Annotated in this window: 11 protein-coding genes and 1 pseudogene; 8 read left to right on the top strand and 4 right to left on the bottom strand. The window is 66.6% G+C overall.

Annotated elements, in window-relative coordinates:
- Window positions 1-50 precede the first annotated feature (50 nt).
- From T336_RS0108690 to T336_RS0108680, 3 genes are all read left to right on the top strand, one after another.
- Window positions 51-1,274: a DUF3734 domain-containing protein gene (locus T336_RS0108690; RefSeq protein ID WP_026432244.1), complete on the top strand. Its 1,224-nt coding sequence runs from the start codon at window positions 51-53 to the stop codon at window positions 1,272-1,274.
- A gap of 108 nt (window positions 1,275-1,382) precedes the next feature.
- Window positions 1,383-2,132, top strand: coding sequence for an acetoacetate decarboxylase (locus tag T336_RS0108685; protein ID WP_019701178.1), 750 nt, complete (start codon window positions 1,383-1,385; stop codon window positions 2,130-2,132).
- Window positions 2,133-2,196: 64 nt separating this feature from the next.
- Window positions 2,197-2,979: a 3-hydroxybutyrate dehydrogenase gene (locus tag T336_RS0108680; RefSeq protein WP_019701179.1), complete on the top strand. Its 783-nt coding sequence runs from the start codon at window positions 2,197-2,199 to the stop codon at window positions 2,977-2,979.
- A gap of 24 nt (window positions 2,980-3,003) precedes the next feature.
- Here the strand turns inward: T336_RS0108680 and T336_RS0108675 are convergent, their stop codons facing one another.
- The gene (locus T336_RS0108675; protein WP_026432243.1) at window positions 3,004-3,357 is read right to left on the bottom strand and encodes a MerR family transcriptional regulator; all 354 of its coding nucleotides are present in this window, start codon (window positions 3,355-3,357) and stop codon (window positions 3,004-3,006) included.
- A 109-nt stretch (window positions 3,358-3,466) separates the two neighbouring features.
- Here T336_RS0108675 and T336_RS0108670 point away from each other — a divergent pair, with 109 nt between their 5' ends.
- The 5 genes and pseudogenes from T336_RS0108670 to T336_RS26015 form a co-directional block, all read left to right on the top strand.
- The gene (locus tag T336_RS0108670; RefSeq protein WP_026432242.1) at window positions 3,467-3,904 is read left to right on the top strand and encodes a hypothetical protein; all 438 of its coding nucleotides are present in this window, start codon (window positions 3,467-3,469) and stop codon (window positions 3,902-3,904) included.
- 79 nt (window positions 3,905-3,983) lie between these two features.
- Window positions 3,984-4,589 carry a DUF2760 domain-containing protein gene (locus tag T336_RS0108665; protein ID WP_026432241.1) on the top strand — a complete coding sequence of 202 codons (606 nt, stop codon included), beginning with the start codon at window positions 3,984-3,986 and terminating at the stop codon, window positions 4,587-4,589.
- A complete protein-coding gene (locus T336_RS0108660) occupies window positions 4,586-6,418 on the top strand; it encodes an Hsp70 family protein (protein WP_026432240.1) in 1,833 nt (610 codons plus the stop codon). The genes T336_RS0108665 and T336_RS0108660 overlap by 4 nt, the downstream gene beginning before the upstream one ends.
- The gene (locus tag T336_RS0108655) at window positions 6,418-9,291 is read left to right on the top strand and encodes an Hsp70 family protein (protein WP_026432239.1); all 2,874 of its coding nucleotides are present in this window, start codon (window positions 6,418-6,420) and stop codon (window positions 9,289-9,291) included. Before T336_RS0108660 ends, T336_RS0108655 begins: the two co-directional genes overlap by 1 nt.
- A gap of 21 nt (window positions 9,292-9,312) precedes the next feature.
- A pseudogene (locus T336_RS26015) lies at window positions 9,313-9,534 on the top strand (IS3 family transposase); the annotation flags it as partial.
- 61 nt (window positions 9,535-9,595) lie between these two features.
- Here the strand turns inward: T336_RS26015 and T336_RS24925 are convergent.
- The 3 genes from T336_RS24925 to T336_RS0108640 all read right to left on the bottom strand — a co-directional run.
- Window positions 9,596-11,758 carry a DEAD/DEAH box helicase gene (locus T336_RS24925; RefSeq protein WP_035225550.1) on the bottom strand — a complete coding sequence of 721 codons (2,163 nt, stop codon included), beginning with the start codon at window positions 11,756-11,758 and terminating at the stop codon, window positions 9,596-9,598.
- Window positions 11,755-12,591: a HamA C-terminal domain-containing protein gene (locus T336_RS0108645; RefSeq protein ID WP_026432238.1), complete on the bottom strand. Its 837-nt coding sequence runs from the start codon at window positions 12,589-12,591 to the stop codon at window positions 11,755-11,757. Before T336_RS0108645 ends, T336_RS24925 begins: the two co-directional genes overlap by 4 nt.
- A gap of 474 nt (window positions 12,592-13,065) precedes the next feature.
- The coding region (locus T336_RS0108640; RefSeq protein WP_026432237.1) for a transposase at window positions 13,066-13,402 on the bottom strand (337 nt) is incomplete at its 5' end.

The following is a 13,402-nucleotide window of genomic DNA, read 5'->3' as shown; positions in this document are numbered from 1 at the left end:
TCGCGTGGGCCCGCCGCCCGGGCCCTCCCTTCCATCCGCCAGGCACCCGCATGAGCACCAAGACCAGGACACCCCGCCCTCCCACCGCTCCTTCCCACCCCCTGCCGGACGCCCGCCTCCCCGCGGCCGGCGTGGACATGCAGTCCGCCGACCACGCCCTCGTCCTCCAGGGCGGCGGCGCGCTCGGCTCCTACCAGGCGGGGGTGTACGAGGCATTGTTCGAAGCGCATCCGGCCCTCGACTGGGTCGCCGGGGTCTCGATCGGCGCCATCAACGCGGCGCTCATCGCGGGCAACGCGCCGGAACACCGCGTGGCGCGCCTGCGGGAGTTCTGGAACCTCGTGTCCTCGGGCTTCGGGCAGCAGGTGCCGCAGTACCTGGGCGACCGCGCCCTGCTCAACCAGTGGAGCGCCGCCACCGGGGCGCTGTTCGGCATCCCCGGCTTCTTCCAGCCGCGGCTGGACCCCGCACTGCTGCTGGGCGCCTCCGCCCCCGTGACCAGCTACTACGACACCAGCCCCCTGAAGGGCACGCTGGAGCGGCTGGTCGATTTCGACCGCATCAACCACGGCGAGGTGCGGCTCAGCGTGGGCGCCGTCAACGTGCGCACCGGCAACTCGGTGTATTTCGACAGCACCGAGCAGGCGATCGGCCCGGAGCACATCATGGCCAGCGGCGCCCTGCCCCCCGGGTTCCCGGCGGTGCACATCGACGGCGAAGACTACTGGGACGGCGGCGTGGTCTCCAACACCCCGCTGCAGTACGTGCTCGACGTGCATCCCCGCACGCGCCCGCTGGTGGTGCTGCAGGTGGACCTGTTCAGCGCCCGCGGCGCCCTGCCGGCCACGCTCTCGGAAGTGGCGCAGCGGCAGAAGGACATCATGTACTCCAGCCGCACGCGCATGAACACCGATGCGCTGTCGGCCAACGTCAACCTGCAGCAGGCCCTGGCCGACCTGATCGGAAAACTGCCGCCCGCGCTGCAGGGCGACCCGAGCGTGGAAACCCTGCGCGCGCAGTTCACGCACGCGCCCATCGACATCGTCCACCTCATCTACCGCGGCCGGCCCTACGAGCGCGACTCCAAGGACTACGAGTTCTCGCGCGCCACGGTGCGCGAGCACTGGCAGGCCGGCATGCGCGACATGCAGGCCACGCTGGCGCACCCGGAGTGGCTGCGCAGCGAGGCCCGCAACGGCGTGACCACCTTCGACCTGAGCGAGCCCGGCGCCGCGCGGGTGCGCCACCCGGCGGGCGAGCCCGGCGGCCTGTAGGACGCGGCCCCGTCCCACCCCTGTTTAAGCCGTTTCTAAGCGGCCCTGGCAAGACTGGCGGCGAAGATCCCTCCTGCCTTTCCACCCCTTCCATCCGAAAGTGCCCGCATGAAGATCGAAGACGTCCGCCAGCAGGCTTTCGCCATGCCCCTGACCAGTCCCGCCTTTCCCCCGGGGCCCTACCGCTTCATGCGGCGCGAGTTCATGGTCATCACCTACCGCACCGACCTGGACGCGCTGCGCGCCGTGGTGCCCGAGCCGCTCGAGGTGACCGAGCCGCTCGTGAAATACGAATTCATCCGCATGCCCGACTCCACCGGCTTCGGCGACTACACCGAGTCGGGCCAGGTGATCCCCGTGCAGCTGCGCACCGACCGCGGCGTGGAGCAGGGTGCCTACGTGCACGCGATGTACCTCGACGACCATCCCCCCATCGCCGGCGGTCGCGAGCTGTGGGGCTTTCCCAAGAAGCTCGCCAACCCGGCGTTCAGCTACGAGACCGACGTGATCGTCGGCACGCTGGACTACGGCCGCGTGCGCGTGGCCAACGCCACCATGGGCTTCAAGCACCGGCAGCTGGACCCCGGCCCGGTGCTCGCCGGCATCGCGCAGCCGAACTTCCTGCTCAAGATCATTCCCCACGTCGATGGCACGCCGCGCATCTGCGAGCTGGTGCGCTACCACATGGTCGATGTGACCCTGCACGGCGCCTGGACGGCCCCGGCATCGCTGGAGCTGCATCCGCACGCGCTCGCGCCCGTGGCCGACCTGCCGGTGCGCAAGGTGGAATCCGCCGTGCACTACATCGCCGACATGACGCTGGCCCTGGGCACCGTGGAACACGACTACCTCGCCTGACCGGCCCGCCTTCCCCGCTTCCATTCATCCATCCGCTCATCCAACCCAACCCGAGGACATTCCCATGCAACTCAAGGACAAGGTCGCTTTCATCACCGGCTCGGCCAGCGGCATCGGCAAGGAAATCGCCACCCTCTTCGCGAAGGAAGGCGCCAAGGTCGTCATCGCCGATTTGAACAAGGACGCCGCCACCGCCACCGCGGATGAACTCAAGGCCACCGGCGCCCAGGCCCTGGGCGTGGCCGTCGATGTGACGGACGAGGCCCAGGTGGACGCCGCCGTCGAGGAAGCCGCCAAGGCCTTCGGCGGCATCGACATCCTGGTCAGCAACGCCGGCATCCAGATCGTGCACCCGGTCGAGGAATTCAGCTTCGCCGACTGGAAGAAGATGCTCGCCATCCACCTGGACGGCGCCTTCCTCACCACGCGCGCCTGCCTCAAGCACATGTATGCGCAGGGCCGCGGCGGCAGCGTGATCTACATGGGCTCGGTGCACTCCAAGGAAGCCTCCAAGCTCAAGGCCCCCTACGTGACGGCCAAGCACGGCCTGATCGGCCTGTGCAAGACCGTGGCCAAGGAAGGCGCCGCCAAGGGCGTGCGCGCCAACGTGATCTGCCCCGGCTTCGTGCGCACGCCCCTCGTGGAAAAGCAGATCCCCGAGCAAGCGAAGACGCTGGGCATCACCGAGGACGAAGTCGTGAAGAACGTCATGCTCAAGGAAACGGTGGACGGCGAATTCACCACCACCGACGACGTCGCGCGCGCCGCCCTGCTGTTCGCCGCCTTCCCCACGAATGCGCTCACCGGCCAGTCGCTGGTGGTGAGCCACGGCTGGTTCATGCAGTAAGGCGGCGGCGCCCGGCCCGGGGCGTCACGCGGGCTCCAGCGGACAGGCGAGCGCGATGCGCCCGGCCAGCATGGCCCGCAACTCCGTGAGCGCCGCGATGCGGTCGTCGATCTCGGTCAGCTTGTGTACCAGCACCTCCACCAGCGCGGGCGCGGGATCCGGCGCGTCCCACAGCTGCGGCAGGCGCTCGCCGATCTCCGCCAGCGTGAAGCCGAGCTGCTGCGCAGTGCGGATGTACTGCACCAGCATCACCGCCTCCGGCGGATAGTCCCGGTAGCCGTTGTCCTGGCGGCGGGCCCGGATCAGCCCCCGCTGTTCGTAGAAGCGCAGTGCCTCCCGGCTGAGGCCCGACAGTTCGGCCAGTTCTCCGATGCGCATGCGTGCAGCCGCCCCGCAGTGGCGCGGAACGAAAAAAAGTGGTTGACCCTGAAGCTTACTTCAGGGTGGAAGCTCGCGCCCTCTTCCACCACTTTTTGCGAACGCATCGATGACTCCTCCTGCCTATCTCCGGATCGTGCGCGCCAGCGCCTGGTACGACCTGCTGGTCACCTGGCCCTTCGCCCTGCCCTGGACCTTCGCCTGGCTGTACGCGCAGCTGGCCACCCTCGCGCTCTACTGGCAGCTGCCCGGCACCGTCCACCCGCTGGACGCCACGCACATGCTGCTGGCCAACCTGCTGGGCTCCGTCGTGGTGGCGTGGTCGCTGGCGAGGCTGCTGTCGCCCTCGGTCCTGCTGGGCCGCCTCGATGCCCTCGCCCGGCTGCTGTTCGCCGCCGCACAGATCCATGCCGTGGTGCAAGGCGCCAACGCGATCGTGCTGGGGTTCACGGTGTTCGAGCTGGTCTTCGGCGTGCTGCAATGCCTGCCCGTCACCCGGCAGCCCCGTGCGGAATCCTCGGTTTTTACAACTGCTTTCCCGCATTGAAGACAATAGCGGTCACAGGGCCCGGCGCCAGGCCGGCCCACCTGCTGCCCGTCGCGCCCGATGGCGCCACCACAGACCCATGACCGAACCCCAAGAACTCCCCTTCTTCTCCCGCCTCTCCCTGGCCATCGGCAGCTTCTTCGCCCTGCTGGGCGACGGCCGCCTGGCCGCGCGCGTGCAGGCGCTGCGCAGCGGCGCTCCGCTGGCCAGCGAAGTGCCGCCGCCCCCTCCCGCACCGGCACCTGCGCCCGTGCAGGCCCCGCCGCCGGCCCCGGTACCTGCCCCGCCCCCCGTGCGCGCCACGGCCGACGTCGATGCCGCCCTGCAGCTTCTGGCCCTGCTGCAGCGCGAATCGCGCTTCGTCGATTTCCTGCAGGAAGACATCGGCGCCTATTCCGACGCCGACGTGGGCGGCGCCGCGCGCCTGCTGCACGGCGGCGCGCGCAAGGTGCTGCAGGACACCTTCGACCTCGAACCCGTGCGTGCCGAAGCCGAGGGCAGCCGCCTGACCCTGCCGGCCGGCTTCGATGCCGCCGCCGTGCGCGTCACCGGCAACGTGGTCGGCCAGCCGCCCTTCACGGGCACCCTGCAGCACAAGGGCTGGCGCGCCACCGCCGTGCGCCTGCCCGCCCTCACCGAAGGGCACGACACCCGCGTGATCGCCCCCGCGGAGGTCGAACTGTGAGCGAAGCGAAATACGCCATCGGCATCGACCTCGGCACCACGCACAGCGCGCTCTCCTGGGTCGACCTGCACAGCGAAGGCGCGGCGCCCGGCATCCTGCCCATCGCCCAGCAGAGCGGCCCCGGCGCCGTGCAGGACTATTCCCTGCTGCCGTCCTTCCTCTACGTGCCGCACGACAGCGAATTCGCGCCCGGCGACCTGGCCCTGCCCTGGAACACCGCGCCCGGCCGCATCACGGGAGAATGGGCGCGCAGCCACGGCGCGCTGACGCCGATCCGCCTCGTCTCCAGCGCCAAGAGCTGGCTCGGCCATGCCGGCGTGGACCGCCGCGCCGGCATCCTGCCGGCCGACGCGCCGCCCGAGGTCGAACGCATCTCGCCGCTGGCCGCCAGCACCCACTACCTCCGGCACCTGCGCGACGCCTGGAACCACCGCCACCCCGAGGCGCCGTTCGACCAGCAGTCCGTCACCGTCACCATCCCCGCATCGTTCGACCCGGCCGCGCGCGAGCTCACGGCCGAGGCCGCCCAGGCCGCGGGCTACCAAGGCATCACGCTGCTGGAAGAACCCCAGGCCGCGCTCTACAGCTGGATCGCCGCAAGCGCGGGCGACTGGCGCAAGCAGGTGCAGGTGGGCGACGTGATCCTCGTCGTCGATGTGGGCGGCGGCACCAGCGACTTCTCGCTCATCGCCGTCACGGAAGACGCCGGCAACCTGCAGTTGAACCGCGTGGCCGTGGGCGAGCACATCCTGCTCGGCGGCGACAACATGGACCTGGCACTGGCCCACGGCGTCGCGCGCAGCCTGGCCGCCGAAGGCAGACAGCTCGACCCCTGGCAGATGCGCGCGCTCACCTATGCCTGCCGCCTGGCCAAGGAACAGTTGCTGAGCGACCCCGGCCTGCAGAGCGTGCCCCTGGTCGTGCCCAGCCGCGGCTCCAAGCTCATCGGCGGCTCCATCCGCACCGAGCTGCAGCGCGAGCTGCTTTCCACCATCCTGCTCGAAGGCTTCTTCCCGGCCGTCGAGAGCAGCGCCCGGCCCGTCGCCCGCCCGCGCGCCGGCCTCACACAGATCGGCCTGCCCTATGCGCAGGATGCCGCCGTCACCCGCCACCTGGCCGCGCTGCTGGGCCGCCAGGTCGGCGCCACCGCGCAACTGCCGGGCTTCGCGCAGCCCGAGGGCGCGACCTTCCTGCACCCCACGGCCGTGCTGTTCAACGGCGGCGTGTTCAAGTCCGGACTGCTGGCCGACCGCGTGCTCTCCACGCTCAACGCCTGGCTCGCCGCCGACGGCGCGCCCGCCGCCCGCCTGCTGCAGGGCGCCGACATGGACCACGCCGTGGCGCGCGGCGCCGCCTACTACGGCCAGGTGCGCCAGGGCCGCGGCATCCGCATCCGCGGCGGCACCGCCCAGGCCTTCTACGTCGGCATCGAATCCAGCATGCCCGCCGTGCCCGGCCTGGAGCCGCCCGTGCAGGCCCTGTGCGTCGCGCCCTTCGGCATGGAAGAAGGCTCCGAGGCACCGCTGCCGCCGCAGCAACTGGGCCTCGTGGTCGGTGAATCCGTGCGCTTCCGCTTCTTCGGATCGTCCGTGCGGCGGGGCGACCAGCCCGGCACCCTGCTGGACTTCTGGTCGCCCGAAGAACTGCAGGAACTCGCGCAGATCGAGGCCACGCTGCCCGCCGAAGGCCGCGCCGCGGGCGAGGTCGTGCCCGTGCAGCTGCGCGCGCGCGTGACCGACATCGGCACGCTGGAGCTGCTGGCACAAGCAAGTGTTGGTGCATCCGGCGGCGCGCAGTGGAAGGTGGAGTTCGACGTCCGCGACGCGTGATGGCCGCCGCCTTCCGCATCGGCATCGACCTGGGCACGACCCACACCGTGCTCGCGTTCGCGCCCCTGGGCGCGGACGACATCCAGGTCTTCCCCATCCCGCAGAGCATCGCGGCCGGCGAGGTCGCGCCGCGGCCCCTGCTGCCCTCGCTGCGCTTCCATCCGGCCGAAGGCGCGCTCGCGGCGGCCGACCTGCCCCTGCCCTGGCCATCGCAGGAGCCCGCCATCCTCGGCGCCTTCGCGCGCGAACTCGGCCAGCAGACGCCCGGCCGGCTCGTCGCCAGCGCCAAGAGCTGGCTGTCGCACCCCGCCGTGGACCGCACCGCCGCCATCCTGCCCTGGGGCGCGCCGGATGAGGTGCCCAAGGTCTCCCCGCTGGAGGCCAGCGCCAGCTACCTGCGCCACCTGCGCCACGCCTGGGACCACGCCCACCCCGAGGCCCCTCTCGCGCAGCAGCCCACCGTGCTCACCGTGCCCGCCTCGTTCGACGAAGGCGCGCGCCAGCTCACGCTGCAGGCCGCCGCACTCGCCGGCCTGGGCCCCGTCCACCTCATCGAAGAACCGCAGGCCGCGTTCTACGACTGGGTCTTCGCCCACCGCGCCGGCCTCGCCAGCCAGCTGGCCGGCACGCGCCGCCTGCTCGTGGTGGACGTGGGCGGCGGCACCACCGACCTGACCCTCATCGACGTCACGCTGGACGCCGCCGGCCAGCCCCAGCTCGCGCGCACCGGCGTGGGCGACCACCTCGTGCTCGGCGGCGACAACATGGACCTCGCGCTCGCGCGCTGGATCGAGCCGCGGCTGTCTGGCGGACCGGCGGGTCAACCCAGCCAAGCAGGCCAGCCCGCGCATGCCCCGCTCTCGGCCATCCAGCTCGCGCAGCTCACCCAGCGCTGCCGCAGCGCCAAGGAGCGCCTGCTCGCCCCGGACGGCCCGCAAGAGACCACCGTCACGCTCCAGGGCAGCGGCAGCCGGCTGATCGGCGGCGCGCGCTCCGCCACCCTCACGCGCGCCGACGTGGACCGGCTGCTGGTCGAAGGATTTTTCCCGCAGGTCGCGGCGGATGCGCAGCCCCTGCGTGCCCGTGGCGCCCTCGTCGAATTCGGCCTGCCCTACGCCCACGACGCCGCCATCACCCGCCACATCGCCGCCTTCCTGCAGCGCCAGGGCGGCGCCCTGCCCGACACCGTGCTGCTCAACGGCGGCGTGTTCCACGCCCGGGCCCTGCGCGATCGCCTGCTCGCCACCCTGCGCGCCTGGCAACCGGCCGGCGCCCCGCCCATCCGCCTACTGGAGGTCGATGCCCCCCGCCTCGACGCCGCCGTCGCACGCGGCGCCGTCGCCTACGCCATGGCCCGCGCCGGCAGCGCGCCCCGCATCCGCAGCAGCGCGGCCCGCGCCTACTACCTCGCGCTCGATGGCGGCCAGGGCGTCTGCGTGCTGCCGCACGGCACGCCCGAGGGCGATACCGTGCGGCTCGCGGACCGGCGCTTCCGCCTGCGCCTGGGCCGCCCGGTGCGCTTCAACCTCGCCACCAGCGCCACAGATCGCCACCACGGTGCGGGGGATCTCGTCGCCTTGCAGGACGGCGACGAAGGCCTGCAGCGCCTGCCACCCATCGCCACCGTGCTGCCCAAAACACAGGCGGGCGGCGCGGCACAGGTCGAGGTACAGCTCGAAGCCCGCATCACCGACGTCGGCACGCTGGAAATGCACTGCGTCGCCGTGAACACCCAGCATCCCCAGCGCTGGCAACTCGAATTCCAGCTGCGCGGCGATGCGGCCACGCAGGATGGGCATGACGATGACGACGGGGATGCAGGTGCCGACGCGCATACCGGCGCCAGGACCGCTTCCGCCGCCTCCCCATCCAAGGCCACGGCAACGACCCACCCCCGCCTGCCCGAAGCACTCGCCGCCATCGACCGCGTCTATGGCGGCAAGAAGCAACAGGGCGTGGACGCGAAAGAGGTCCGCCAGCTGCGCGCCACCCTGGAGCGCCTGCTCGGCGACCGCGCCACCTGGCCCACGCAGCTATTGCGCACCCTCTTCGGCGCCCTGCTGCAGGGCGCCAAACGCCGCCGCCGCTCCGCCCAGCACGAACGCACCTGGTTCAACCTCGTCGGCTTCACCCTGCGCCCCGGCTTCGGCGACCCGCTCGACGGCTGGCGCATGCAGCAGATGTGGGAGCTGTTCGGCCCCGGCATCGCCCACAGTGACGACAGCCAGCAATGGTCCGAATGGTGGACCCTCTGGCGCCGCACCGCGGGCGGCATGGACGCCGAGCAGCAGCAGATGGTCTACGACGTCATCGCCTACTACCTGCAGCCCGCGGGCGGCACCGACATCCCCGCGCCAGAGGGCCCGCGCATGCAGGCGCCCGACGAACTGCTGCGCATGGCGGCCTCGTTCGAACGCATCCAGCCGGCCGACAAAATGCAGTTCGGCGACTGGCTGCTGCAGCGGCTGAAGCAACAACAACAACAGCAGCAACCGCAACGCCCCACAGCCGAACTCTGGTGGGCCCTGGGCCGCCTGGGCGCGCGCCAGCCGCTGTATGCCAGCGTGCACCATGTGCTGCCCCCTGAGACCGTGCAGGGCTGGCTCGCGCAGATCGAGGCCGACATCGCGCCGGACTGGGCGCGGCACGAGGCCGCGGCCTTCGCCGTGGCCCAGATCGCGCAGGCCACGGGGGACCGGGTGCGGGATCTGCCGGAAGAGGTTCGCCTGCGGATCGCCGGGCAGTTGGAGGCCGCACATGCCGCGCCGGGCTGGGTGGCGATGGTGCGGGAGGTGACGGTGCTGGACGAGGCGGACCAGCGGCGGGTGTTCGGGGAGGCGTTGCCGCCGGGGCTGGTGTTGGTGCGCGGGTGATTGGGAATTACGGCGGCCCCTTCCATGGCCGAGAGCTTCTTCGCCACGCTCGAATGCGAACTGATCGAGCGTCGCAGCTTCACATCCAAGGGAGAGGCGAAGGTCGCGGTGTTCAGCTACATCGAGGGCTGGTACAACCCGCGCCTGCGCCACTCCGCGCTGGGCTACCACTCACCCGTGGAGTTCGAACGCTGCGTCGTCCCCGAGGCATGCCGAGGCCAAGCAACGGAGATCAACGAGAAAACCAAATACCGTTTTGAGAGTCAAGCGATAACCGCCCGTAGAAGCAGCCCAACCTCAAAAATCACTGCAGGGTCGATAACCCATCTGGCATCAGGACACCGTCACGGCAAAGTGGCTTAACAAGCGTCTGCTCGAAAGGACTAAGGTCCCTAAAGTCAAACGAGAAGCGCTTGCTTAGAACATCCAGGGCCTTATCCAGCGTTTCCGGGTTGCCGAGGATCGGCGTTAGGCGCAACCCTAACTGCAGCGGAATACCGTACTCCTCAAGTGCGAGGATGACAGGGCTCATGAACAGAGACTCCATCTGCCCACAGAAGAACATATAGTCACCTGGTTTGCGACGGTTGCGATAGAGGACTTCGGCCTGGATGCGGTTCACAGCGCTCATGAGCCGTGGCGCTTTGAAGCTCATCCACTGACGTGCAAACTCTAAGAAGGTCTCCATGGCCTCGTCCGCTTCGTCACCAGACTTCCCCTTCATGGCCAGGGCAATCTGAGCGTTGTAGTTCGGCGTGACCCGATACCGATTGACGAGGAAAGTCAGTTGGCTCGCTGACGTAACGCCGGCCGCACTTCGGACCTTAAAGTGCCGCCACGCTAAGTCGAAAACCGCTTTCAACTGGTCATATGTTGGCATGCCGGACCAAGACAGCAAGGGCGCGTACTTGTCTAGCTCACTCTCGATTTCACGGGCCAAATCGATCTGTGCCCACGGGTCCAGTCCGACATTCTTCTGAATTGTGTCTAGCGAGAGCCAATTTTGTTCCCAGATCTGGCGAACTCGACGAGAGGCGTCCTCGGAGAGGTCTTGTTTGTCGATCTGCACTAGAAGGGCGTCTGGTGCATTGTTGTTCTGCGTGAAGACGGGGATGTCCACGAATTGGAGCTCCTTCTCGGGCGCATCATGGAACAGGTAGACATGGCCGACGAAGTGCCTCCGCATCCTACCGGACCGACCGCGAATGTTATTGAAGGTGAAAAAGTCGTACTTTTTGCGGTTGATCTTGTTGTCAACTACGACAACATTGCGCGCAGCGGTATTCACCCCCTCAATGAGTGTCGATGTGCAAACCAAGTAGTCGAGATGACCCTCATTGAATAGTCTCACCAACAACTGGGCGATGGACCGAGGTAACTTCCCGTGATGAGTGCCGACCTTATGTTTTAGCGATTTAACGAGACCCCACTTGGAGCTATAGTTGACGCTTAGCCAGTCGATAGTGGCCGCGAGCAAGGAACTCGGCAGCGCGGCGCGATATACATCCGCCACAGCCTTACTGAGCTTCCGCGCCCCGTTGACGGAGCCGCTGAAAACGAGGGATGGTCCCTCCAACTTCGGAACAAGCTTCTGCAACCGTACCACGTCGGTCCCGCCTTCAGGCACCGAATGTGTTTCAGAAGCCACCGTGCTAAAGTCGGTCTTGATGAATGTGCAGCGATAGTTTGCGCCGAACTCGTCCGGGAGTTCATTGATATTGGGGCCTAGCATGTAGAACTGCTTGGCTTGCTTCACTAGCCGGTAGAAGGCTTGATTGAGCAGAACTGAACGCTCTGTCCCATCACTTCCTTCCTCGATCTGGAGCTTGTAGAACTCATCAATCACGAAGAAGTCGACAGACTCGATGTGTGGATTCTCAACCACTCGTTCTTGGGTATGAACGAAGATGTTTCGATTGGCAGGCTCTTGGCTTAGATGGGTAATGACCTTGTACTGATCGCTGAACCTCATCAGGCGTCGGCGGGTTTCGTCCACCAGCGCCAGAGTCGGTACGACGACCACGATATTGTTGTGACGGCGACTGGCGATAACCGCATCAATGATAAGACTCTTCCCAAAACTAGTCGGCGCGCTGAGGACCACGTTTCGCCCTGCCATTATTTCACGGTAAACCTCGGCTTGCTTTGTGGTAAAGACGATCCCATTGGGCATCGACGTCGGACGATGGGCCTCGGTCGCGATTTGCACAGCGGCGCCCATCTCAGCATGATCGACATAGGGAAACAGTCCGACGCGACGCAGCAGAGACTGCACAACGGGCTTGTAGCTATCGAACGGCTCCGGGTACTCAAGCAGGCGCACCACAATCTCGCGGGCCTGCTGAATCTCGTCTTCGTCGTCAGCTAGCGAAGCGAACGCCGAAAGATCAGCTAGGAATTCGAAAGCATCCACCGCTTCACCGCGACCTATTGCAAGAAGCTTTTTCCGAAGTTGGTGATAGGTCATATGTCCTGGGCGGCAGACAGCCGCTTATGTAGTTGTGTGAGGAGCTCCTGCTTGCTCGCCATGGGGAAGAGGAACAGCTCGACACGAACCTTAGTGACCTTGTTCTTGCTCACAAACTTCTTGTGGTTCGCGATCAACTCAGCTTCGAGCGCCTGCTTATAGGCAATGGAGGCCGTGGTGTAGCTCCGCGATGTTGGGCTCTCATAGGTCAGCAGGACAGGGACAACGATAGTGCTTACTACCTCGTCAAGAGACCGATTCTTGTGCAGCAAGTCTTGAAGCGCCTTGGCGCCCGACCAGTCACGATCCAACTTATTGACGATGAGGCCAAACTCCTTCTTCAAGTAGTCGTCCTTGAAGTGGTCCTCGAGTTCCTTGACCACGTGGTCAATTGCCAGTTCGATTTTCTTGTAAAACTTGACCTCTCCTAACCAAAGTTCAAGTCCGCAGGAGGTTGCGAGGACGTGTACCGCGTCAAAGCCCTTGACCGTGTTGTTGACTGAGTCCTTAAAGAAAATCTTGCTGATGGCGGGTTCCGTGCCGATGGTTTCGCGCATCAGAGCGTGGAGGAGGAGCTCGCCAAATTCGCCTCTGCGGTCGTATTTGTCTGTGTCGTAGACAACTTGAGCAGCCCGCCGCAATTGCGCGACAGCGTTCGTTTGATCGATGGAGGCCCGCTCCGAATAGGAAAGCGAGAACTCCGGCAACCACTCCATCAAGTAGTGGGACAACTCTTTTGCGCGCCACTTGCCTGACTCGTACCCGGCACAGACACCGTGCAGCTTGGGGGCCAGATTCAGTTGACGACAGTGAACGCTAAAAAACGAAACCATACCCCTCCATATGCTCACTAGTACTCGACGTGTGGTTCGCGACCCGTTGGCCGTCCTAGACGCCCCAGCAGAAGCGGCCCGCCTAAGCCTGTAGATGTATTCATAACAGTATGCCGCAAGAGCGCCTTCGTCTAGCTTACAGAGTGCCGCAGGTTTGAATATGGTCGGCGACCGCTCGCCTCCCGTCGCGGACTACGCCATGACTTAGCGGAAGGCTGCTACTAGCTGGGTGCAGCCAAATTAAAGCTTGCAGCATTTGCCCGGCCGAGGTGGCTCGGAACACTAGCGAGGCTGCGGGACAGATGCCTGCAGCGTTTCAGTTGCTGGCGAATACGATGCATGCTCTATTCGATCACGCGAACATCTGCTCTGCCAGGGGAACCATTTCCGCCCTAGCACGAAGCACCTAGTCAACATTGTCAAAGCGGCTGCTCGATAGCCTTCGGTGCCAATCATGGACTTCTTAGAACGTGTTCAAAGTCTCCTGATCAGGAGAACCAGGAACGCTAGGTGGACGAACTGCAAGCTGGTGTTGAGCCATCGCTCGCAGTTCTTCCACAGCCTCCTGTTCTTCTCCAACCAGGCAAAACTGCGCTCTACGATCCAGCGCCTGGGCATGACCTTGAACGTGCGCAGCTCGTTTCGCTTGGCGATCTGCACCGTCACATGCCCACCCAGGATCTCCTGTACACCTTGCGCGAACGGCTTGCCCACGTAGCCGCTGTCGCACAGCAGGCTTCGCACTTGACCCAACGCGGGCTTGCAGCGCTGCAGCGCCTGCAAGGCGCCCTTGCGGTCCGTCACATCGGCC

The organism is Paracidovorax oryzae ATCC 19882 (assembly GCF_000687165.1).
GTDB lineage: Bacteria > Pseudomonadota > Gammaproteobacteria > Burkholderiales > Burkholderiaceae_C > Paracidovorax > Paracidovorax oryzae.
This window is presented reverse-complemented; position numbering and strand designations above follow the sequence as displayed.